Annotated in this window: 16 protein-coding genes and 1 pseudogene; 11 read left to right on the top strand and 6 right to left on the bottom strand. The window is 69.0% G+C overall.

The window, feature by feature from the left end:
- Nucleotides 1-30 precede the first annotated feature (30 nt).
- Nucleotides 31-1,143, top strand: a complete 1,113-nt coding sequence (locus BLP88_RS00960) for a mandelate racemase/muconate lactonizing enzyme family protein (RefSeq protein WP_074586203.1) — start codon at nucleotides 31-33, stop codon at nucleotides 1,141-1,143.
- Nucleotides 1,144-1,166: 23 nt separating this feature from the next.
- Here BLP88_RS00960 and BLP88_RS00955 read toward each other — a convergent pair whose 3' ends face one another.
- The gene (locus BLP88_RS00955) at nucleotides 1,167-1,679 is read right to left on the bottom strand and encodes a nucleoside deaminase (protein WP_074586201.1); all 513 of its coding nucleotides are present in this window, start codon (nucleotides 1,677-1,679) and stop codon (nucleotides 1,167-1,169) included.
- 144 nt (nucleotides 1,680-1,823) lie between these two features.
- Here BLP88_RS00955 and BLP88_RS00950 point away from each other — a divergent pair, with 144 nt between their 5' ends.
- From BLP88_RS00950 to BLP88_RS00935, 5 genes are all read left to right on the top strand, one after another.
- Complete coding sequence (locus tag BLP88_RS00950) at nucleotides 1,824-2,441, top strand: ankyrin repeat domain-containing protein (RefSeq protein ID WP_074586198.1); 618 nt, start codon at nucleotides 1,824-1,826, stop codon at nucleotides 2,439-2,441.
- A gap of 90 nt (nucleotides 2,442-2,531) precedes the next feature.
- On the top strand, nucleotides 2,532-2,909 hold the full coding sequence (locus BLP88_RS00945; protein ID WP_074586197.1) for a YciI family protein: 378 nt from the start codon (nucleotides 2,532-2,534) through the stop codon (nucleotides 2,907-2,909).
- A gap of 7 nt (nucleotides 2,910-2,916) precedes the next feature.
- The gene (locus BLP88_RS00940) at nucleotides 2,917-4,200 is read left to right on the top strand and encodes an RNA polymerase sigma factor (protein ID WP_074586195.1); all 1,284 of its coding nucleotides are present in this window, start codon (nucleotides 2,917-2,919) and stop codon (nucleotides 4,198-4,200) included.
- 106 nt (nucleotides 4,201-4,306) lie between these two features.
- Nucleotides 4,307-4,462 carry a hypothetical protein gene (locus tag BLP88_RS18875; protein ID WP_175453461.1) on the top strand — a complete coding sequence of 52 codons (156 nt, stop codon included), beginning with the start codon at nucleotides 4,307-4,309 and terminating at the stop codon, nucleotides 4,460-4,462.
- 396 nt (nucleotides 4,463-4,858) lie between these two features.
- Complete coding sequence (locus BLP88_RS00935) at nucleotides 4,859-6,517, top strand: ABC-F family ATP-binding cassette domain-containing protein (RefSeq protein ID WP_074586193.1); 1,659 nt, start codon at nucleotides 4,859-4,861, stop codon at nucleotides 6,515-6,517.
- A gap of 78 nt (nucleotides 6,518-6,595) precedes the next feature.
- On the opposite strand, the gene BLP88_RS00930 is transcribed toward BLP88_RS00935, so the two are convergent.
- Nucleotides 6,596-7,435, bottom strand: coding sequence for a pullulanase X25 domain-containing protein (locus tag BLP88_RS00930; RefSeq protein WP_074586191.1), 840 nt, complete (start codon nucleotides 7,433-7,435; stop codon nucleotides 6,596-6,598).
- A gap of 162 nt (nucleotides 7,436-7,597) precedes the next feature.
- On the bottom strand, nucleotides 7,598-8,617 hold the full coding sequence (locus tag BLP88_RS00925; protein ID WP_074586189.1) for an adenosine deaminase: 1,020 nt from the start codon (nucleotides 8,615-8,617) through the stop codon (nucleotides 7,598-7,600).
- A gap of 165 nt (nucleotides 8,618-8,782) precedes the next feature.
- Between BLP88_RS00925 and BLP88_RS00920 the strand changes: the two genes are divergently transcribed.
- Nucleotides 8,783-10,426, top strand: coding sequence for an HNH endonuclease signature motif containing protein (locus tag BLP88_RS00920; RefSeq protein ID WP_074586187.1), 1,644 nt, complete (start codon nucleotides 8,783-8,785; stop codon nucleotides 10,424-10,426).
- Nucleotides 10,427-10,689: 263 nt separating this feature from the next.
- Entirely contained in the window at nucleotides 10,690-11,613 is a 924-nt protein-coding gene (locus tag BLP88_RS00915; RefSeq protein WP_074586186.1) for an MSMEG_6728 family protein, read from the top strand.
- A 42-nt stretch (nucleotides 11,614-11,655) separates the two neighbouring features.
- On the opposite strand, the gene BLP88_RS00910 is transcribed toward BLP88_RS00915, so the two are convergent.
- Complete coding sequence (locus BLP88_RS00910; protein ID WP_074586184.1) at nucleotides 11,656-13,464, bottom strand: gamma-glutamyltransferase family protein; 1,809 nt, start codon at nucleotides 13,462-13,464, stop codon at nucleotides 11,656-11,658.
- A gap of 176 nt (nucleotides 13,465-13,640) precedes the next feature.
- Nucleotides 13,641-16,148: pseudogene (locus BLP88_RS00905) on the bottom strand (Tex family protein); the annotation flags it as partial.
- Between the two features lie 45 nt (nucleotides 16,149-16,193).
- Here BLP88_RS00905 and BLP88_RS00900 point away from each other — a divergent pair.
- A complete protein-coding gene (locus tag BLP88_RS00900; protein ID WP_074586182.1) occupies nucleotides 16,194-16,490 on the top strand; it encodes a hypothetical protein in 297 nt (98 codons plus the stop codon).
- Nucleotides 16,491-16,607: 117 nt separating this feature from the next.
- On the opposite strand, the gene BLP88_RS00895 is transcribed toward BLP88_RS00900, so the two are convergent.
- The gene (locus BLP88_RS00895; RefSeq protein WP_074586181.1) at nucleotides 16,608-17,045 is read right to left on the bottom strand and encodes a CBS domain-containing protein; all 438 of its coding nucleotides are present in this window, start codon (nucleotides 17,043-17,045) and stop codon (nucleotides 16,608-16,610) included.
- 340 nt (nucleotides 17,046-17,385) lie between these two features.
- Between BLP88_RS00895 and BLP88_RS00890 the strand changes: the two genes are divergently transcribed.
- Both BLP88_RS00890 and BLP88_RS00885 read left to right on the top strand, forming a co-directional pair.
- The gene (locus tag BLP88_RS00890; protein WP_074586179.1) at nucleotides 17,386-19,698 is read left to right on the top strand and encodes a hypothetical protein; all 2,313 of its coding nucleotides are present in this window, start codon (nucleotides 17,386-17,388) and stop codon (nucleotides 19,696-19,698) included.
- Between the two features lie 178 nt (nucleotides 19,699-19,876).
- Nucleotides 19,877-23,467, top strand: coding sequence for a TM0106 family RecB-like putative nuclease (locus BLP88_RS00885; RefSeq protein WP_074586177.1), 3,591 nt, complete (start codon nucleotides 19,877-19,879; stop codon nucleotides 23,465-23,467).
- The last annotated feature ends 7 nt before the right edge of the window (nucleotides 23,468-23,474 follow it).

Genomic DNA, 23,474 nt, shown 5'->3' with positions numbered 1-23,474 from the left:
CCCGCAAGCCCGCTCCTTGAAAGGCACCGAATGAAGATCACTAAAGCGACCATCACCCGCATCGACGTCCCGCTCAAGGAACCGTTCGTGGTGGCATACGACACCTACGCCACCATGCCGAGCATCGTGCTCGCCCTCGAGACCGACGACGGCCTGGTTGGCTACGGCGAAAGCGTCCCGGACGCGCACGTCACCGGGGAAACTCCGGGAGGAGCGGTCGAGGCGCTCCGCACCGAACTGCTGCCCGCCGTCGTCGGGCTCGATCCCTTCGACATCACCGCGATCCACCAGCGCATGGACTCCGCGATGAAGAACAACGGCTCGGCGAAGGCGGCCGTGGACATCGCGTGCTGGGACCTGGCGGGCAAGGCCGCCGGACGGCCGGTGTACAGCCTGCTGGGCGGGCGGAAGCCGGAGAACCCCACCATCGCGCGGGTCATGAGCATCCTCGCTCCCGAGGTCCTCGCGGAGCAGGCCGTCCGGGCGCGGGAGGAAGGCTTCCGGCACCTGAAGATGAAGCTGGGCGGGAAGGACGGGCTCGACGTCGAACGCGTCCGGGCGGTACGCGCGGCAATCGGGCACGACCTTGCGATCCGGGTGGACGCGAACCAGGGCTGGGGGGATCCGGCGACGGCGATCGCCATGATCCGGGAGCTGGAACCGTTCGGGATCGACTGGGTGGAGCAGCCCATCCGGGCCGACGACGTGGACGGTTTCGAGCTGATCCGCGCCCAGGTAAGCGTGCGGCTCATGGCGGATGAGGCCGTTGTGACGCAGGGCGACCTGGCCCGGTTCGTGAAGGCCCGCAGCGTGGACATGGTGAACCTGAAACTGCAGAAGAGCGGCGGCATCCGGGCCTGCCACCGCCTGGCCACCCAGGCCGAGCTGGCCGGGTTCTCCGTGCAGATCGGCTCCATGTTGGAGACCAGCATCGCGTCCGCCGCCGGCTACCACCTGGCCCTGGCGCACCCGGCCATCGTGTCCACCGAGCTCTCGGGGCCGGTGAAGTTCTCACGTGAACCGGGCAACCTGGAGTTCCGGATTCCGGAGGTGCTGGTATCGGACAAGCCCGGGCTCGGCGTTGACGTGGATCCGGACGTGCTCGATGACCTCGCGGTGGCGCGCTTCGAGGTGGGGGCGTAGGCGCCTAGCCTGCCGCGCGGCGCTCAGCCGGCCTGGCGGCGCTCCGTGAGGGCGCGGTGCAGCTCCCGGATCTCCTCTTCCAATTCCGGCGCGGGGCCGGCCACGGGGATGCCGGGAGCAACAGCCTGGATGGGGAGGGCCGCCACGGGACCGGCGGCCAGGCCCCATCCAGCGCGCCACGCGGTGAGCTGTTCGGAGCTGCTGGCATAGACGATCCGGCCGAGCCCCACCCAGGCGTGGGCAGCACTGCACATGGGGCAGTGTTCGCCCGAGGTGTACACCACGCTGCTGCGGCGCTCGGCTTCGCTGAGGTGTTCGGCGGCCCAGCGGGCGATCTCGAATTCCGGGTGGCGGGTGGCGTCGCCGCCGGCCACCCGGTTCCGGTCTTCGAAACGGACCGTGCCGGACGAGTCCACGAGGAGCGAGCCGAACGGTTCGTCCCCGGCGTCGAGCCCCTCGCGTGCCAGCTCCACGCAGCGGCGGAGGTGGGCGAGCTCGTCGGGAGTGAGGCCGGGCGGGGCTGCAGAAGGTGTCATTCCGCCAGAATACCCGTTTGGTATACCATTTTGAACAGAAGGTCCTCCCGTTCGCACGGACGCCCCGTGCGTGACCCCGAGGACCGCTGACACGTATGCCAAGATCGTCCTGCCACCCCAGGACCGCGTCACCTGGAGGAACGCATGGAAACCACTACCCTGACCGTTGACGAGCGCTACCTCGAAGCCGCGGCAGCGGGCGAACTGGACGCGGTCAAAGCCGCCCTCGCCGACGGAGCCGACAAGGACGCCGTCGACCGCGAAGAGGCGACGGCGATCCTCCGCGCCGCCCGCGGCGGCCACCTGGACGTGGTCCGCGCGCTCATCGCGGCGGGCGTGGACATCGACGCCCAGGACCAGACCTGCTTCAACCCCTTCATCCACGGCTGCATCCACAACGATCTCGAGCTCGTGAAGACCATGGTGGACGCCGGCTGCGACCTCAAGCGCCTCACCCGCTTCGGCGGCAACGGCCTGACCCCGGCGGCCGAAAAGGGCCATGTGGAGGTGGTGAGGTACCTGCTGGAGAACACCCGCATCAACGTGAACCTGACCAACACCCTCGGCTGGACCGCGCTCATTGAGGCAATCATCCTCAACGACGGCGGCCCGGTAGCCCAGGAAATCGTCACCCTGCTGCTGCGGCACGGCGCCAAACCGGGCATGACGGACGAGCGCGGCGTCACTCCCCTGGAACTCGCGCGCAAGCACGGGCACACGGAGATCGCGGCCATCATCGAACGGCACATCGCGGCGTCCTGATCTTTTTTTCCTCCCCGTGTCGATCGGCAGTCGGCTCGTTCGTCTTGAGAGTGAGCCCGGCACGGGCCACCATCGGATGAAGGAGGAATCATGCGCTACACACTGCTGATGCACTACCAGGAAATGACCCCCGAGGAACTCGGCCCGGAAATGCTGGCACAGGGCGAGGGGGCCATGAACAGCTACGCCGCCACCCTGCAGCAGGCCGGGGTGCTCGTGGGCGCCGAAGTCCTGCAGCCCTCGCACGCCACCACCACGGTCACCACGGACGACGGGAAGCTGCGGATCCAGGACGGGCCGTTCGCCGACACCAAGGAACAGCTGGGTGGCTACTTCCTGATCGACGTCCCGGACCTCGACGCCGCCATCCAGTGGGCCGGGCAGGCACCCGCCGCCATGTGGGGCAGCGTGGAGATCCGCCCGGGCGCCACGCACACCGTGGACGGCGCATGGGTGCCGAACGGCTGACTTATCGGTGACCGGGACTCCAGACGACGACGGCGGGGCGCGGGCGGCCGCGGAACTGGCCGCCCGCGCGTCGTACGGCCGCCTGCTCGCCATCCTCGCGAGCGGCACCGGAGACGTGCTCCTCGCCGAGGACGCCCTCGCGGACGCTTTCGAACAAGCCTTGCGGCACTGGCCCGCCGACGGCGTGCCGGAACGTCCCGAGGCCTGGCTGCTCACCGTCGCCCGGAACCGGCAGCGCGACGAATGGAAGTCCGCCCGGCACCGGCTCTCCACTCCCCTGGATTCCCTTCCGGAGCCTGCCATGAACGACTCTTCGCCTTCCGCCGCGCCGGACTTTCCCGACCGCCGCCTGCCCTTGATGCTGGTCTGCGCGCACCCCGCCATCGCGGAGGACATCCGCGCTCCCCTGATGCTGCAGACCGTCCTTGGCTTCGACGCCGCGCAGATCGCCGCGGCGTTTGCCGTCCCGGCGGCCACCATGGCCCAGCGCCTGGTCCGGGCGAAGCGGCGAATCCGGGATGCGCGGATCCCGTTCGAGCTCCCCGGCCCCGGGGTCCTGCCGGAACGGCTGCCGCCCGTGCTCGAGGCGGTGTACGGGTGCCTGGCGATTCCGGCCGTTTCCGCTTCGGGTTCCGGCCCGGCGGTGTCCGACGACGGCGGCGCGGGCTCCCGCCCCTCGCTCACCGAGGGGCTGTTCCTGGCCGAGCTCGTGGCCGGCAGCCTGGAGACGGAACCGGAGGCGTGGGCGCTTGCGGCGTTAGCCGCCTTCCTGCTCTCCCGGCCGACCGGCGGAAGCTACGTGCCCTTGGAAGAACAGGATCCGCGCGGCTGGAATGCCGTGCTGATCGGCCGCGGAGAGGAGTATCTCCGGCGGGCGTCATCGCTGGTCACGGGCCCGCGCGGGCCGGGGCGCTTCCAGCTGGAGGCGGCCATCCAGGCCGTGCATGCCGAGCGCTACCGGACGGGCCGGACGGACTGGGCCGCCTTGGGCACGCTGTACGCGGCGCTGAACAGGGTGGCGCCCACGCTGGGATCGCTCGTGGCCGAGGCCGCCGTGATCGGCCGCCTCGATGGGCCGCTGGCGGGGCTGGGCCGCCTGGACGGCATTGCCACCGCGCATCCGGAAAACTGCGAACGTTTCCAGCCCTACTTCGCCGCCCGGGCGGATCTCCTGGCTTCGGCCGGGGACGCCGCGGGGGCTGCGGACTGCTTGCGCACAGCCATCGAGCTGAGCCCCGACACACGGGTCCGGACGTACCTCCAAGGCAAGCTCCGCGGCACGGAGGAATGAGCTCTGGTTCCTGTCGCACCTCCCCACTAAGCTGCCCTCATGACTCTCAAGCTTCCTGAACTATCCCGCCTATCCGGGCGGGAGTTGTTCCGGAAAGGAAGCTGTCATGGCACATTCACCCCACCGCCGCCATAAAGGCTGCGCACTCTGCAGGCCCCACCAGTGGAAAGGCCAGGGCAAATCCCGCCGCTCTCCGTGGGCGGTCAACCGCCAGCTCGGCCGCAAGCGCCGCTGGAACCGTCGCGTCGAAGGCGACCAGTAGGCCGCCCGCGGGGCCGGGCAGCCCGTCCGGCCCCGCGGAAGCACCCTCACCGCGGAAGCACCCTCACCGGCCCCGCGGCGAGGCCTGTGGTAGCCTCGACCGCATGGAGATTGAGGTCGACAGAATCTAGCCGCCGGAGTTCCGGTGGCCATCGCCCGTCTTGAGCACCCGCCGCGTCTGAACGCCGGGTCCTGTTCCAACACCTGGAAATCCTTCAGCTCATCCGGCATGCGCCGCTCCCTTTGTATCCCCGCCGCGTCCTTTCTTTGACGCTCCCGGGGAACCGGAACCTACCGCGCCTCTGATTCCCAGCCATCACGCGAACCACGCCGCCATGCCGCCTGCCCCTTCAGGGGACTGCGCGAGGACGCGGCGCTCCGGACGAAAGACCACCCCATGAAATCAGCGATCTCCCTCCACAACCTCACCTTCCACTGGCCGGACGGAACCCCTGCCCTGTCCGGGCTCACCGGCTCGTTCACTCCCGGACGGACCGGACTGGTGGGGCGCAACGGCACCGGCAAATCCACCCTGCTGAGGCTCATGGCAGGCCAGCTGGAACCCAGCAGCGGCCGGCTGGAATGCAGCGGCGAGGTGGGCTATCTGCCGCAAAACCTCACCCTCCGCAGCGACATCACCATTGCCGGGCTGCTGGGCATCGAGCACATCCTCGCCGCCATGAACGCCATCGAATCCGGGGACGTCGGCGACGAGCACTTCGACACCATCGGTGACGACTGGGACATCGAATCCCGGGCGGACGAAGAGTTGCAGCGGATCGGCTTCAGCGCGGCCGACCTCGAACGCCGCGTCGCCGAGGTTTCCGGCGGCGAGGCGATGCTCATCGCCGTAACTGGCCTGCGGATCCGCAGGACGCCCATCACGCTGCTGGACGAACCCACCAACAACCTAGACCGTTCCACCCGCGCCCGATTGACGCGCATGGTGGACGAATGGCCCGGCACCCTGGTGGTGGTCAGCCACGACCTGGAACTCCTGGAACACATGGAGAACACCAGCGAGCTGCATGCCGGCGAGCTGGAAACCTTCGGTGGCCCCTACAGCGACTGGAAGACGTACCGGGAGCAGGAACAGGCCGCGGCCATGCAGGCTGCGCACACCGCCCAACAAACCCTCAAAGTCGAGAAGCGGCAGCGCGCCGAGGCCGAAACCAAGCTGGCCCGCCGCGAAAGGACTGCGCAGAAAACCCAGAAAGACGGCGGAATCCCGAAAATCCTGGCAGGAAAGCGAGCGAGCAACGCCCAGGTCTCCGCAGGGAAGCTGCGCGGCACCACGGAGGACAAGATCGCAGCGGCGCAGGCCGCCGTCGACGCCTCCGATGCCAGGGTCCGGGACGAGCAGCACATCAAACTCGAACTGCCCGACCCGCAGGTGCCGCGCGGCAAACGGATCGCGGAAATCCACGACGGCGGCCGCACCTTTGTTATCCAAGGTCCTGAGCGTGTGGCGCTGGTCGGTCCGAACGGGTCCGGCAAGTCGACCCTGCTGGCCCGGCTGCTGGCCGGCAACGCGGCGCCCGGAAACCCCGGGGGGCGGGACGCCGCCGGGGATACCGCCGTCGGCCGGGCTGCTCCGGGAGGACCTCACGGGGTGCTGTTGACCGACCGCGTGGGGTACTTGCCGCAGCGGCTGGACGGGCTCGACGACGGCGCGAGCGCCCTGGAGAACGTGCGGTCCGTGGCACCAGCGACGCCGCCGGGAACCATCCGCAACCAGCTCGCCCGGCTGCTGTTGCGCGGCGCCGCGGCGGACCGGCCGGTCGGCACGCTCTCGGGCGGCGAACGCTTCCGGGTGAGCCTCGCGAAGCTGCTCCTGGCCGATCCGCCGGCGCAGCTGCTGGTCCTGGACGAGCCCACCAACAACCTGGACATCTCCAGCACAGAGCAGCTGGCCGAGGCGCTGGGCAGCTACCGCGGCGCCGTGCTCATCGTCAGCCACGACTTCGCGTTCCTGGAACGGCTCGGGATCGACACCGTGCTGGAGCTCGGCGGGGACGGCAGGCTGCGGCCGAAGGCCAGCGTGGCGGAGGCGTAAGGCACCGCCCACCCCCGGCGGCAAGCCCCCGACCCTGGACCGGCTCAGCCTCGGCATCGCCGGCGGCAGCCCGGGCAACTAGCTCAGGACGATGTCGCGGGTGGCGTGGTTGTAGGTGAAGGTGACCTTGCCGCCGCCGTGGTGGAGCTCGTGGTTGGCGCCGTCGCGGACGCCGAACGCGCCGTAGTTTTCATCCCACGAACGGTCGAGGGCGATCTTGTAGGTGTAGAAGCCGGCCGGCAGATCGGCGGTGAGCGACCAGACCTTCTTGCGTGCGTTGTACTTCATCTGGACTTCGTCGTGCTGGGGAGCCCAGTCTTCCGGCGCGCCAAGGATGGTGCTGAAGTCACCGGCGACGGCAACGGCGGACGGCTGCTCGAGCTTCGGCGCCCTCACGGCAGGGGCCTTCTTCGCGGAGGCTTCCGCCGCCGTCGTGCTTTCCGTCCCGATGGCCTCCGTGCTCAAGGCGGCCGTGCCCGCGGCTGCGGTGCTTGCAGTGCGCTTCACGGCGGGCTTGCGCGCAGCAGCCTTCTTGGCGGCTGGCTTCTTGGGCGCCTCGGGCAGCGGGGTGCCTTCGGGAACCGGGGTGCCCTCGGCGAGGGCGGCGGCGAACTGATCCGGCTTCGCAAACGCGACCGTGGCGCGCAGCCCATCCTCGGTGATGGTCCAGCCGGAGCGGCCCTTGACCAGCCAGCCGGCCTTGACCAGCTTGGCGGTGGCCGTGGTGAGGCCCTTGTGGCCGCGCGGGATGCCGCCGCTCAGGAGCTCGGATTCGTGATCGCTGAAGGGGACGCGGGAGGCTGCTTCTGCCAGGACTTCGCCGGCGTTCAACGTAGTGTCGGACCAGGTTCCCTCGGCCAGTACATCGAGGACGCTCTTGAGGCGGGCAATGCTGTTGTCGGCGGCAGTCTTGGCCATGTGGCTCCTTAAGCGGCGGGTATTTGCTTGCAGTCTGCCAAGCTTCTGTAAATTCCGGCCACCATATCCGGTAAACAGCGTGTGTCGTGACCGACTGTTACGGCATGGGCCGCCCAAGTGAGTGCGGAGTCTCAGGTAGGGGGTGGATTGCTTAGGTGCGACTCAGGCCTCCGCGGCGGCCGCTTCCCACGCCCGGACTTCCCCAAGGAGTTCCGCCTTGCGGGCGTCGGAGGCGAAGGAGGAACGGATGGAGTTGGCCGCGAGCCTCGACTGCTCCGCCGCCGTAAGGCCGAGGACAGCCCTGAGCTGGACAAAGTTGTCGTCCACATAGCCGCCGAAATAGGCGGGGTCGTCCGAATTCACGCTGACGTTCAGGCCCGCGGACAGCATCGCGGGCAGGGGGTGGTCGGCAAGCGTGTCCACGGCCCGCAGCCGGACGTTGGACAGCGGGCAGACCGTCAGCGGGACCTGCTCATTTGCCAGCCGCTCAACCAGCGCGGCGTCCTCCATGCAGCGGATGCCGTGATCGATCCGCTCCACGCCCAGCAGGTCCAGTGAGTCGGTGATGTACGACGCCGGTCCCTCTTCGCCCGCGTGCGCGATCCGGTGCAACCCGGCCTCCGCCGCGCGCTGGTATAGGCGGACGAACTTCGACGGCGGGTTGCCCACCTCGGCCGAATCCAGGCCGATGCCGGCGATCGGTGCGTTCATGGCCAGGAGTTGTTCGAGCACCTCCAGCGCGTCGTCCTCGGGCAGATCCCTCAGGAAAGCGGCAATCAGGAGCGTCGAGACGCCGAACTCTTCCTCCGACGTCGCGAGCGCCGACGCAACGCCGTTGACGCAGGTCTCGAGCGGCACCCCGCGGGAGACGTGGGCCTGCGGGTCCATCATGACCTCGACGTGCCGCACACCGCCTGCCGAGGCCCGGGCGAGGTAGTCGCGGGTCATGTCGGCGAAGTCCTGCTCGGTCCGCAGCACCGCCATGTTGGCGTAGTAGAGGTCCAGGAAGGACTGCAGGTCAGTGAATTCGTAGCGGGAGCGAAGCTCATCCAAGTCCGCATAAGGAAGCTCGATGCCGTTGCGCTCCGCGAGGGCGAAAATCAGCTCCGGTTGGAGTGTCCCTTCGATGTGCAGGTGCAGTTCGGCCACCGGAAGTACTGAGTTCGCTCCATATGTTTCCACCCGACAAGACTAGCTTGGCGCTCAGGCCGAGCTTGCGGGGCCGAGTTCGCGCCGAGTTCGCGCCGGCTGGGAGCAGGCTCGTCGCTAACTGACCCTCGACGGCGGGTCCGTGCGGGGCAAAAGCCGGGGCGCTATTTTGTCAGTGGGTCGTGGAAGAGTCGGGTTATGGAGGCAGTCGCGCAGCTGGAGCGGTGGAGGGACCGGGTATCGGTCCCGGTGCCGGCCGCTGCCCGGGTTGCCGCCGGCTCGGATCCGCTCGGCTTGGACGCCCTGCTTGATTCCCTGCGCTCATGCGCGGAGGACGCACCCGACGGCGTGCGGAACCTCGACCTGGACGCCTCGGCCCTGTTCGCGGCGCGCGTCGAGGAAATCTCCCGGACGGTCGACTACCTCCAGATCATCGCGGCCGGACAGCTGGACCGGCTCAGGACCCGGCCGGACAAACCCACCCCGGCACCGACCGAATGGACCACCGGCTGGCGCGACATCACCCCACTTTCCGGCGACGACAGCACCAGCGGCGCGGAAAACAGCAACAGCCCCCGGACGGCCACCGCGGAAACCGCCCGTGCCGGGCTCGCCGCTGAATTCCGAAGCAGCACCGAATACCTGCGCGTGCTGCTGCGCATCGGCGCCGGCGAAGCCCGCAGACGCCTCGCCCTCGCCGCCTCGCTCCTGCCACGGACCGGAATCACCGGCCAAACGATCGGCCCCGCCCACGAACACCTCGACGAATCCCTCGCCACCGGCACCATCAGCTCCCGCGCCGCGACCATCATCGCCCTCACCCTGGACAAAGCACCCCACACCACACCCGGCGAAGCCCTCACCACCCTCGAGAAGAACCTCACTCAGGTCGCGGAACAGTACGACCCCGACTTCCTCACCCGTCTCGCCCGTCGCTGGACCGATGCCCTGGACCCGGACGGCGCCGAACCCACCGAAGAAGAACTCCGCCACGCCCAAGGCGCCTTCCTCCGCAAACCCAAACACGGCCTCAACCACCTCGAAATCTTCGCCACCCAAACCCAATACGAACACCTCCTCACCGTCATGAACGCCGCCACCAACCCCCGCACCACACCCGGTCCGGGCGCCGCGGGCGCGGGTACCGCGGGCGCCACGGGCCCTGGCACCGAACCCGGCACGGGCAGTCGAGCAGAATCCGGGACCGGCGCCGGGATCCTCGACCGTCGCTCCCGCCCCCAGAAACTCCTCGACGGCCTCATCAGCGCCTGCAAAGCCGCCCTCACCAGCGGCAACCTCCCCACCGCCGGCGGCCACCGACCCCAAATCACGGCCACCATCGACTACCAACACCTCCTCGGCGCACTCACGGCTCGGGGCGCACTGAAGGAGAAAACCGCGGACCCCGGGAATACGGCCCCCGGCACCGGGTCCTTCACCTTCACCGGCCCCGTCCCCGCCGCCGTCCTGCGCACCCTGGCCTGCGACGCCGACATCATCCCCGCCGTCCTCGGCGGCCAGGGACAAATCCTGGACATCGGACGCGCCAACCGCTTCTTCCCGCCCCACCTCCGCAAAGCCATCACCACCCGCGACCAAGGCTGCGCCTTCCCCGGCTGCACCATCCCCGCTCCCTGGTGCGAAACCCACCACATCACCTACTGGTCACAAGGCGGACCCACCAGCGCCGACAACGGCACCCTCCTCTGCAGCCATCACCACCACCTCATCCACAAAGAACACTGGACCATCCAGACCAGCACCGGCATCCCCTGGTTCATCCCGCCACCCCACATCGACCCCCGCCAACAACCGGTCCGGAACCACTACTTCCGCTGCTGAGCGGCGGACGGTTGTGGGCGAACACCGCCCTGGACGGACCGCACGACGCACCGATACGGGCGAACACCGCCGTAGACAGTCCGCGCCACGCACTTGCGGCCACCCGCCCAGGGAATCCCGGAGCCACCCACCTAGGGACTCCCCTAGCCGAGACCGCCCCCAGCGCCAGCCAACGCACCAGCCAAGCCCCGGCCGCGACTTCATCCCGGACGGCCGCTGCGCCCGACTTGGTTCCAAGCCAACCCCACCCTCAAACTAAAGGGATGCAGACCTACCTCCCGTTCCCTGATTTCAAGCAAAGCGCCGCCGCCCTGGACACCGACAGGCTGGGCAAGCAGCGCGCCGAGGTCCTGCAGATCCTGCGCACCCTGGTCATCCCCGAATTCGGCCGCCTGGGCCACCCCGCCATCCGGATGTGGATGGGCCACGTCCCCGCCCTCACCCTGTACGGCCTGGCGATGATCGATGAATGGGAGTCCCGCGGCAACCCGGACAAGCTCCGCGCCGACATCACCGAGTTCGCCCCGCAGGCAGCCCACCCGGACTACGCCGCCAAGATTCCAATGCCGCAGTGGCTCGGCGAGCCCGACCTCCACCTGAGCCACCGCTCGAAGCTGATCCAGAAAGACGCCCGCTTCTATGGCGACGCCTTCGCGGGAACGCCGGCCGGACTGGAATTCGTCTGGCCCGAACCCTCCCTGGACCTCATCCCGGAAGACCCCGAAGAGGACTTCCTTTGGGTGGTCCGCTCCGCCGGGACCGGCAACAACCCCGAGAAGGTCCGCACGGTGGGCCTCCCCGCCGTCGGCAAGGCTGCGGCGCGCAGCGAGGCGGCCGCCGTCGGGAGCCCCGAAGAAGTCGGGACCCCTGGAGCAGAGGACGCGGACATCCCAGCTAAGCCGGCCCGCAAGGAACCGAAGCGCCTGGTGAAGAAGCCCACCGCGAGGCGCCAGCGCCAGGAGGAGATTTTCCGCACCCTCCCGGGCAAGACCCCCGTGCTGATCCCGCTGGAGGACGGGCACACGCTCGCCCTTGGCAAGCTCGTGGGCCGGCCGATCACCCTCGAGGACGGCAGCTTCGGCCGCAACTTCGAACTCGACCGGGCTCTGGACCGTTCGGACCTATCCAACCCTGCCCTGCTCCAGGACCCCCGGGTGTTCTTCCCGGTCCCGGACCCGGCACTCTAGGACCCGGCACTCTAGGACCCGGCACTCTCAACGAGTAAACCGCTACCGCCCGGCCGCATACCCCTGCGCGCCGCGCGGGTTCGCGGCCGCCTGCAGCACCCCGGTTCGGGGATCGCGCACGACGGCGGACAGCCGTCCCAGCGCCCAGTCCCCCGCACGGGTGATCCGGTGGCCGCGGCGTTCGAGTCCCGCGATCACCTCCCCGCCCAGCCGGTCCTCGACGACGGCGCCGCCCGGCTCCCAGGTCCGCGGCCAGAACGATCCGGGCATGGACGTGGTGTGGAACGCGGGCGCGTCGATCGCCTGTTGTGGCGAGTACCCGCCCACGATGGTCCGCAGCAGGTACAGCAGCTGCCATTGGTCCTGCTGGTCTCCGCCGGGTGAGCCAAGCGCCGACACGGCGGCACCGTCACGCAGCACGAGGGTCGGGGTGAGCGTGGTGCGCGGCCGCTTGCCGGGCGTCAGGGTGGACGGCGTGCCGGGCTCCAGCCAGGTCGTCTGCAGGCGCGTCCCCAGGCAAAACCCCAGCTCCGCGATGGCCGGCGAGGACTGCAGCCAGCCTCCGGAAGGAGTGGCCGACACCATGTTGCCCCAGCGGTCCACGACGTCCAGATGGCAGGTGTCGCCGCGGGTCTCACCCGAGGGAGACACGGTGGGCTCCCCGGTCCCGGCCTCTGTGGCGCCTTCGGTGCGGAGTGCGGGAATGTAGGGCTCGTGTCCCGTGAGGTGGCCCGGCCGGAACTCAAGGGATGCAGTTTCGCTGATCAGCGCCCGCCGGGACACCGCGTATTCCGGCGAGAGGAGTTCCGCCAGGGGCACGTCGCCGTCGCCGTAGTAGGCTTCCCGGTCGGCGAGCGCGAGCTTCATCGCCTCCAGGATCGTGTGGGCGCCGAGTTCGGTGGACGGGTCCAGGTGCGCGTCGTCGAAACCGTCCAGGATGGCCAGGGTCTGCAGCAGCGCCGGGCCCTGGCCCCATGGACCGGTCTTGGCAATCGTGTGGCCCCGGAACTCCAAGGTAGCCGGCGCCTCATAGCCTGCACTGAATCCAGCCAGGTCTGTCAGGGCCAGAACGCCGCGGTGATCCGTGCCGCTCGAATGGCGGTGCGGCGTCTGGACGGATTCCACCATGGCGCGGGCCACGAAGCCTTCGCGCCATTCCCGGCGGGCGGCGTCGATCCTCGCCTCGCGGGTGTGGGCCGCAGTGCCGTCCGTCTCGCCGAGCCCGGCACCGGCCTGGACCAGCCTCTGCAGGGTCCGGGCATAGGCGGCGTTGCCGATCAGTTCGCCTTCCTCCGGAATCCGGCCGCCCGGCATCCACAGCTCCGCGGAGCTCGGCCAGTAGTCCCGGAACAGCCCCGCCACGGAGGCGATTGTGGCCCCGACCCTCGCCAGCACGGGATGACCGTCGCGCGCGTAGCGGATGGCGAAGTCCAGCACCTCGGCCAGTTCCCAGCTGCCGTGGTCCCGCAGCAGCAGGAGCCAGGCGTCGACGGCGCCCGGAACGGCCGCGGCGAGGGCCCCCGTTCCGGGGACAAGGCTGAGACCTTCAGCCCGGTAATGCTCCACCGTGGCCCCTTGCGGTGCAGGGCCCTGCCCCATGAGGACCACCGGTTTTCCGGGTTCGACGGCGGTGCTGAAGACCGCGGTCAGGTCGCCGCCCGGGCCGTTGAGGTGCGGCTCCACGACATGCAGCACGAAGGCGGAGGCTACTGCGGCATCGAAAGCATTGCCGCCGCGTTCCAGGACGGCCTGGGCGGTGGCCGTAGCCAGCCAGTGCGTGGACGCCGCCATGCCGAACGTGCCCCGCAGTGTTGGCCGGGTGGTGAAAGCGACGGGTCTCGTGAAGCTCATTGGCACACTTTAGGCGCGTTCCATCCCGCTTGCTCTGCTCGGGCCGCGGAAATCCCCGGCGTGTCCGGCCGACTCGCCGAGGTCGGGGCAGTGCTTGGAAAAGCAAGTGGGGAGGAGCGTCGTGCCGACGTTCCTCCCCCACTTGGGTGCTGCTCGATTTGGGCTATTCAGTGGGTCTACTTGGCCAGTCCGGCCCGACGAAGGGCTTCCGCCAACGCCGTATCGGCCGCCAGCGCCGGCCGGCCCTGCTGGTTACCGCCCTGCTGCTTGCGACCCCGCTGGCCGCCACGCTGTCCTTGGCGGTCCTGGCCCCCTCGGTCCTGTCCGCCGCGCTCCTGGCCGCCACTACGCTGCCCACCAGCGCCGCCCGGACGGGCACCTCCACCCTGACGACCCCCACCAGCACGACCAGCCCCGCCAACCCCGGGTTCGTCGTCGAGCCGTAGCGTCAGCGAGATCCGCTTCCGCTCCGGGTCGGCCTCAAGCACCTTTACCCGCACCACCTGGCCGGACTTCACCACTTCGCGCGGGTCGGAGACGAACTTGTTGGACATTGCCGAGACGTGGACCAGCCCGTCCTGGTGCACCCCGACGTCCACGAACGCGCCGAACGCGGCCACGTTGGTGACGGTGCCTTCCAGGACCATTCCCGGCAACAGGTCCGAGATCTTCTCGACCCCCTCGGAGAAGCTCGCAGCCACGAACGCAGGGCGCGGGTCGCGGCCGGGTTTCTCGAGTTCGGCCATGATGTCCCGCACGGTCGGCACACCGAAACTGCCCTCCACGAAGGCCTGCGGATCCAGCGCGGACACGGGTGAGGCCGAAGAAGCGGCGGCGGTCAGGATCTTCCGGGCCACGGAGTACGCCTCGGGATGCACACTGGAGGCGTCCAGCGGCTCGGCTCCCCCGCTGATCCGCAGGAAGCCGGCGCACTGTTCGAAGGCCTTGGCGCCCAGCCGTGGCACCTTCTTCAACTCGGCACGCTTGCTGAACGGCCCGTTCTCGTTCCGGTAGGCCACAATGTTCTCGCTCAGCAGAGGACCGACGCCGGCCACCCGGCTCAGCAGCGCGGGCGAGGCCGTGTTCAGGTCCACTCCGACGGCGTTCACGCAGTCCTCCACCACGGCGTCCAGGGAGCGGTCCAGTTTCGCTGCGGTGACGTCGTGCTGGTACTGCCCCACGCCGATCGACTTCGGCTCGATCTTCACCAGTTCCGCCAGCGGGTCCTGCAGGCGCCGCGCGATGGACACGGCCCCGCGCAGGGAGACGTCCATGCCGGGCAGTTCGGCGGCGGCGAGCGCGGACGCCGAGTACACGGACGCCCCGGCTTCGGAGACCACCAGCTTCTGCAGCGCCGGTCCGCCCGACGCCTTGAGGGACTTGATGAGTTCCCCGGCCAGCTTGTCCGTTTCACGCGAGGCGGTGCCGTTGCCGATCGCGACGAGCTCGACGCCGTGCTGCGCCACCAGCCGCGAAAGGGTCGCCAGGGCCTCATCCCACTTCTTCGCGGGGGCGTGCGGGTAGACGGTGTCCGTGGCCACCACCTTGCCGGTGCCATCGACGACGGCCACCTTGACCCCGGTACGCAGCCCCGGGTCCAGGCCCAGCGTGGCGCGGTTGCCCGCGGGCGCGGCCAACAGCACGTCGCGGAGGTTGGCGGCGAAGACGCGCACGGCCTCGTCCTCCGCCTGGGCGAAGAGCCGCCCGCGCAGGTCGTTCGCGAGCCGGTCCAGGATTCTCGAGCGCCACGCGATCTGGGCGGTCTGCATCAGCCAGCTGTCGGCGGGGCGGCCGCGCTCGGCGACCCCGAGGCAGGCGGCCACGGCGTTCTCGTAGCGGGTGCGCGCGGCGGCCAGGGCGTCGTCGTCGGCCGGTTCGGCCTCGGCGAGCTGCAGCTCCAGCACGTCTTCCTTCTCGCCGCGCAGCAGCGCGAGTACCCGGTGGCCGGGCATCTTGGCGGGCAGCTGGGAGAACTCGAAGTAGTCCTTGAAGTCTGGCCCTGCGCCTCCATGCCCTTCTTCACCCGGGACACCATGCTGCCCTGGGTCCACAGCCGTTCGCGGAGGGTTTCGGCGAGGTCGGCGTCCTGGGAGACGCGCTCCACCAGGATGGACCGGGCCCCGGCGAGCGCGGCGGTGGCGTCGTCGATCGCGTGCTCGCCGTTGAGGTACTTGGCGGCCTCGGCCTCGGGGCTGAGTGCGGGATCGGCCAGCAGCGCGTCGGCGAGCGGTTCGAGGCCCGCTTCGCGGGCGATCTGCGCCTTGGTGCGGCGCTTGGACTTGTAGGGCAGGTAGATGTCTTCGAGCCGGGCCTTGGTGTCCGCGGCGACGACGGCGGCCTCCAGTCCGGCGGTCAGCTTGCCCTGCGCGGCAATCGCCTCGAGGACGGTGCGCTTGCGCTCCTCCAGTTCCCGCAGGTACCGCAGCCGCTCTTCCAGCTGGCGTAGCTGGGTGTCGTCCAGGGTTCCCGTGACTTCCTTGCGGTAACGGGCGATGAACGGCACGGTGGAGCCGGCGTCGAGCAGTTCGACGGCGGCCTTGACCTGCCAGGCTTTCACGCCGAGTTCCTCGGCGATGAGTGTGTGGATGGCGGCCTCGGGCGATGCGGCGTTTGCGGTACCGGAAGGAATGTGAGTCACCAAGACAGTTTGCCCTACCGAAGGCAGCTGCCCTACCCAAAAGCACCGCCGCGTGCTGTAGTGGGAAGGCACCGCGAGGAAGGGGCGCACCATGCAGGAATTGCTCGTAATCCTCCAGGACGGGTTCGACGGCGACGACGTCACCATCACCGTCAACGGCAAGGAAGCCCACCACGAACCCGGCGCGTCCACAAAGATGCTGCTGGGGATGGCTGCCGAAATCTCCGTGGAACTGCCCGCCAAGGGGGCGACGGTCGGCGTCGAGATTCCCTCGAGGGAAATGTCCGCTGCGATCACCGTTCACGGCCGGCCGAAGAGCCTGTTGGCTTCGGTTGAGGACGGCGAACTGGTGCTGCGCGAGGGCACGGGACGCGAGGCGTTCCTCTAGCTTCCTCGGACGCCCTTCCTCAGACGCCCTTCCTCAGACGCCGGCCGGGCCCTGGAAAAGACCGGGCACTAAAAGGCACCGCGGCGCGTCCGCCACGGTGCCCGAACCGGTGTTTCGTCAGCCCATGGGTGTCATGGGGGTCTTGGCGGAAATGTGCTCCACCATCTCACCGACGCGCTGCTCGGAGTAGTTTCTGGCGATGTCGCCCTGGCTGATGATGCCTACCAACTTGTGGTCGGTGATGACCGGCAGGCGCCGCACCTGGTGCTTTTCCATCAGGTCGATCGCGGCGTCGATGCTGGCATCGGCGTCAATCCAGATGGGCTTTCCCTGTGCAAGGTCGGCGGCCCGCTTCTCGCTGGCGTTCCAGCCTTCGGCGACGCACTTGAGCACAATGTCGCGGTCCGTAATGAAGCCCTTGAGCTTTCCGTCATTACCGCAGATCGGCAGGGAACCACAGTCCAAATCGCGCATCATCACGGCCGCATCCTGCAGCGACTGATCTTCCTTAACGCATTGGGCATCGGTGGTCATGAATTCGCGTACAACACTCATGAGTCCTCCTTGATCGATGGGTATCGACGCGGACCCCCGGCCCCAACGCCGATGTTTTCAGCGTACGCCTGCACAGGGTGCGAAGTATCGTGGTCTAGCCCACCATTTCAATAGTCCATTCGTTGGAGTATTGTTCCCCTTGGTACTCACGGATTCGGGGCGCGGGCCACCTTCTGACTGTTTCTGGGGACACCGACCGACTCGCACCGCCTCGCTCTGGACCGTCTTTCCGCCGGCCCCTTCCTGGCCCCGCCCACCGGGCTCCCGTTGCCCGCCGCGCCGCCAAAGCCGCCCGGCGAACGATTCCGTTCCACTGCATTCACGCGAGAAAGACCCCCCGATGGACACCCCCAACATGCCCGATCCGTCCTACACGCCCAATCCCGACAACCCCCTTCCGGTACCTTTGCCGCCGTCGCCCCTTCCGGGCCCAATCCCGCTTCCCGGACCCGTGCCGCTGCCCGGTCCCATCCCCTTCCCGCAGCCCGGCCCCATGCCGCTGCCGCCGGACCATGACTGGTGGCGGTGCTGGCGGAACGCGGCCATCAGCGGACGCTATGAAGGAAACCAGGCCGGCAGCGCGCTGATCGGCAAGTCCCTGGACCTGCGCCTGGACATCGACCGGCGGAACAATGCCGAATCCCCGGTACTGAACAGGATCAGCGGGGATATCTATACGAAGCGTTTCGTGCGGATCGGGGGCCGCTTCCAGCTGGTCACCACGTACCTGGAATCCTGGATCGTGGACAAACCCGTAGTCACCTGGTCCCGTTGCCGGGTGCGAATCAGCGGCACCGTCCGCTTTTGGCAGGGCGTCCACCCGCCCACCACTGTGGACATTTCCGTGGGCTGGTTCTTCGGCGCCATCAACCCCGCCAACGTGGTCTTCACAGTGGGCGGCACCCCGGAGGCCGCGTACAGCTGCGCGTACAAGTCTGACTGCTTCCGGGACGTAAACCTGGAAATGGACTTCTGCAGCTCCGTGGACGTGGACCCCAAGGCCCCGTCCTACAACACCCACAGCCACAACAACCGCCCCGCGGACCTTGCCGCGCGCACCCTGGACCTCGGCACCACTTATCGGGACACCGGCATCGACCTGCGGGTCGACGCCGTGCACACGGTGATCGACGACAGCGCCCCTGCCTTTGTGTCCTGGAACGTCGGCGAACTCCACGACGCCATGGAGACCTCCTTCAGCCGCTTCACGTCGGGCTGGCCGGCCTGGAACCTCTGGGGAATGCAGGCCGGCTTGTTCGACAGCGCGGGCGTGGGAGGCATCATGTTCGACGCCGCCGCCGGCTTTGGCGGGGCCGGCCGCGGACCCGACCGCCAGGGCTTCGCCGTGTTCCGCAACCATTCCTGGTTCACGAACCTGGTGGCGGGAACCCCCGCCACCCAGGACCAGGCCTGGGCCCAGCGCCACTACCTCTACACGTGGGTGCACGAGGCCGGGCACGCCTTCAATTTCCTGCATTCGTGGGACAAGGCCCGCCCGGATTCGCTGTCCTGGATGAACTACGACTGGCGCTATGACCAACGCAACGGCGCGGACCAGTTCTGGGCGAACTTCCGCTTCCGGTTCGACGACGATGAACTCCTGCACATGCGCCATGGCGACCGCGCCTCGGTGATCATGGGCGGGGACCCGTGGGCGTCGGGCGGGCACCTGGAATCCCCGGCCGGGGCCATGACGGTCTCCGGCCCCGGCAGCGATGTGGAACTGACCGTGACCGGCAAGAGCCACTTCGATTTCATGGAACCAGTGGCACTGGAGTTCCGGCTGCGGAACACCGGCGACGCGCCCCTAGTGCTGGACCGGCGCCTGGACCCGCGCTACGGCAACACCACCGTGTACGTGCAGAAGCCCAACGGCACCACCGTGCTGCATGAATCGGTGGTCTGCTACTACGGCATTCCCGAGCCCGTCACGCTGGGCCCGGCGGCGGACGCCGGCGGCACCGAAGGCGAGGATCGCTTCAGCGAACTTGTCCAGCTGGCCTACAGCACCGGCGGCTTCGTGTTCGACGAGCCCGGCCAATACCTGGTGCGGGTGGTCTACAGCAGCGAGGGCGTGCTGCAGGCGTCCAACACCTTCCCGCTGCGGGTCGGATTCCCGGTAACGAAGGAAGAGGACCGTTTCGCGCCGGAGTTCTTCAACCGGGAGGTGGGGCTCACCCTCGCCTTCGAAGGATCCATGTCGCCGTACCTGAGCAAGGGGCTGGATGCCCTCACGGAGGCAGCCGAGCGCTTCACCGGCGAGCCCTTGGGCGTCAAGGCCGCCACCGCCGTCGCGCAGTCCGTGGGCGACGACTTCTACAGGCGCGAACACCGCACCATGGTCAAGAGCCACAGCGCGGACCCGGAGCGGGCTCTGGCCCTCACGGATCCCGGGCTGGAGCGCTACCAGGCGGCCGGAACGCCGTCTGCAAACCTCGCGTACCGGGACCTTGTCCAGTTCCGTGCCGGGCTGCACCTGGCCGCGGACAACGCTGAGGCCGCGAACGCCGAGGTGGAAACCCTGGCGAAGGACCTCGGCGAGCGCGGCGCGAACCCGAGCGTGGTGGCGGAGGTCCGGGACCTGATGGTGCCGGTGGCGGAGGAGAAAGCGGCTCCCAAGTCCCGCAGGGCCCCGCGGAAGGGCACCAAGTAGAGCGTCCCTGCCTGGGCGGCATGGCACAGCCCGCGACGGCGGCACCCACCTTCTTCCCGGAAGGTGCGGTGCCGCCGTCGTAAGCGTCGCCCCGAGGGCCCCGCGCGGAAATGTCAGCCCCCGCTGATAGCTTGGCCTCATTAGTTCAACCGACTCAGCTTGACGGCCTGGGGGCGCAATGTTCTTTCTCGATCCGGAGACCGCCGGCCAGCCTCAGGACCTGGTCTTTTCGGCCAGCGACCTCGTGGCAGCGGCTACCTGCGAATACCAGGTGCTGCGGACGCTCGACGAGAAGCTCGGCCGCAGCGCGCCGGCGGGTTTCGCGAAGGACCCCATGCTGGAGCGCGCCGCGGCACTCGGGGACATCCACGAACACAAGGTCCTGGATGCGTTCATCACGGAATTCGGCACGTGGGATCCGGATACGGGACGGGGCGTGTACGACGTCGTTCCCGCCCAGGCGATGGACCGCGCCACCCTGCGGGCCAAGCACGAGGAGTCGATGGGTGCCCTGCGGTCCGGGGCGGACATCGTGTTCCAGGCGGCGTTCTTCGACGGCACCTTCCACGGGCGCTCGGACTTCCTGGTGAAGCGCGGGGACGGCTATGCAGTCTTCGACACCAAGCTGGCCCGGCACGCCAAGGTCACCGCACTGCTGCAGCTGGCCGCCTACGCAGATCAACTCCTCAAGGCCGGCATCACCCCCGACCCCACGGTCACGCTCGTGCTGGGCACCGGTGCCCACAGCGACCATGTACTGGCGGACATCCTCCCGGTCTTCAGGGAGCGCCGCGAACGCTTCCTCGCCATGGCCGCCAGCCACCTCGCCGACACCGGACTGGTCGGATGGGGCGATCCCCGCTACACCGCGTGCGGGCGTTGCGACTACTGCGCCGAACAGGTCCTGCTGCACCGGGACCTGCTCATGGTGGCGGGAATGCGGGCGGGCCGGCGCAAGAAGCTGATCGAATCCGGGATCACCACCATCGACCACCTGGCCGCGGCGCCGGCAGCCGGTGATGCCACCTTCCTGCGGCTGCGGGAGCAGGCCCGTCTGCAGACCGGGACGGGAACCCCGGACGGCACGGTCAACTACACGGACAAATCGGGCGACGCCAAATCCGTGAGCTACACCGTCCTGCCGGAAAACACCTTGGGACGGCTGCCGGCCCCGGACCCCGGAGACATCTTCTTCGACTTCGAGGGCGACCCCCTGTGGCAGGATTCCGCCGGGGTGTGGGGCCTGGAGTACCTGTTCGGGGTGGTCGAGAACCCCGTGGACGGCGGGACGCCCGTGTTCCGGCCGTTCTGGGCGCACTCCCGGGCCGGGGAAGGCAAGGCCTTCCGGGACTTCCTGGACTACGTGGCCAAACGCCGGGCCAGCTACCCGGGGATGCACATCTACCACTACGCCGCGTACGAGAAGACGGCGTTGCGGAAGCTGTCGCTGAGCCACGTGACGGGTGAAGCGGCCGTGGACGATCTCCTCCGCGAAGGCGTCCTGGTGGACCTTTACGACACCGTGCGCCACAGTCTTCGGATCTCCGAGAACTCCTACAGCATCAAGAAGCTCGAACCCCTGTACATGGGCAAACACCTGCGCTCGGGGGACGTCACCGACGCCGGCGCCTCCGTGGTGGCGTACGCCAACTACTGCACGGCCCGGGACAACGGGCAGAGCGAGGCCGCCGCGGCCATCCTGGCCAGCATCTCGGACTACAACGAATACGACTGCCTCTCCACCTTGGAACTGCGCAACTGGCTGCTGGGCCTGGCCGCCGAACGTTCCATCGGCGTCGGCACGGCCGTCCCGGAGCCACCGATCGAGGCCGCGCCGGATACCGCCGGCTATGAGGCCGCACCGGAGGAAGCGGCATTGCTGGAGTACCTCGGCTCGCTGCCGGAGGACGAACTCCAGTCCAACGACGCCCGCGCCATCGCCCTGGTTGCCGCCGCCGTCGGCTACCACCGCCGCGAGGACAAACAGTATTGGTGGGGCCACTTCGACCTCCTGGAGAAGCCCGTGTCCGAATGGGAGGACACCCGGGACGTGTTCGTTGCCGAGAGCGTCGAGGTGCTCCAGGACTGGGCGAAACCCGGGCCGCGCAAGAACCCGGTCCGCACCATTCGCCTGACCGGCCGGGCCGCGGAAGGTTCGGATTTTGGACCGGGCAGGACGTTCTTCCGGATGTACGCCCCTCCCCTGCCTGGGTGCCTGCAGGAAAAGGATGGCGCCTCGGGCCGCCAGTCCGCGCTCGGCCGCTCCGGCTGGGCGGGCACCGAAGTGATCGAAAGCGGCGGAGCGGACGGCCTCGACACCGTAGTCATCGCCGAGCGGCTGCCGCGCGGCGCCGCCGAGTTCCCGGAGCTTCCCTTCGCGCTGGCGCCGGACCGGCCGATCCCCACTGACGGGCAGAAGGCCGCCCTCGCCCACCTGGCCAGCAGCTTGCGGGAAGCCCTTCCCGAATGGCCCCGGGATCCTGCCCTGGACCTGCTGCGCCGCCGCCCGCCGAAACTGCGAACGCTTGACACGCTGCCCGCGGTGGCGCCCGGCCCGGACGGCTACATCGACGCGATCACCGCGACCGTCGCCGAGCTCGACCGGTCCTGCCTCGCCGTGCAGGGTCCGCCGGGGACAGGGAAGACCCACGTCGGCTCCCATGTGGTGGCGAGGCTGGTGGCGCAGGGGTGGAAGGTCGGCGTGGTGGCCCAATCGCATGCCGTGGTGGAGCACATGCTGTGCGCTGCCGTGGAGAAGGCGGGCGTCGATCCGCGGCGGGTGGCCAAGGAAGTGAAGCACGACGATCAGCTGCCGTGGCAGCAGCGCGGCAAGGCCGACGTCGAACGCCTCATCGCCGCTCCCGGCGGCGCCCTGATCGGCGGAACGGCGTGGACCATGACCGGCAACGGGGTGCCGCCGGGATCGCTGGACCTGCTGGTCATCGATGAAGCCGGGCAGTTCTCGCTGGCCAACACCATGGCCGTCAGCAGGGCAGCCCAGCGGCTCCTGCTGCTGGGCGACCCGCAGCAGCTTCCGCAGGTGACGCAGGGGAAGCATCCGGAGCCGGTGGACGAATCGGCGCTCGGCTGGCTCTCGGATGGCCACCACACCCTGCCGCCGGAGCTGGGGTACTTCCTGGCCACCTCGTGGCGGATGCATCCGGCGTTGTGTGCCGCCGTGTCCGAGCTGTCCTACGACGGGCGGCTGCACGCCGCCCCGCCGGCGTCGGCACGGCACCTTGAGGGCTTCCCACCCGGGATCGACTGTGTGTATGTGCCGCATCGCGGGAACTCGACGTCGTCACCCGAGGAAGCGGCAGAGGTGGTGCGGCAGGTCCGGGCCCATCTCGGGCTGCGCTGGGATGATCCCGGAGACGTCCCGGGGAGCCGGCCACTTGGTGAGCAGGACGTCCTGGTGGTCGCGGCCTACAACGCCCAGGTACAGCTGATCCGTTTTGAGCTGCGCGCGGCCGGACTGGGGAACGTCCGGGTGGGCACCGTGGACAAATTCCAGGGCCAGGAGGCGCCGGTGGTCATTGTGTCGATGGCTGCTTCCGCCGCGGGCGAGTTGCCGCGCGGCATGGAGTTCCTGCTCTCGCGGAACCGGATCAATGTGGCGGTGTCACGCGGGCAGTGGCGCGCCGTCGTCGTCCGCTCGCCGGAGCTGAGCAACTACCTGCCCGCCCGGCCGGAAGGCCTGGAACAGCTGGGCGGGTTCATCGGCCTCTGCCAGCGAGGAGTCGGGCAGCGGGCTGCACGCACCGTTTAACGCCTAA

This window comes from Arthrobacter cupressi (genome assembly GCF_900099975.1).
GTDB classification, from domain to species: Bacteria; Actinomycetota; Actinomycetes; order Actinomycetales; family Micrococcaceae; genus Arthrobacter; species Arthrobacter cupressi.
This window is presented reverse-complemented; position numbering and strand designations above follow the sequence as displayed.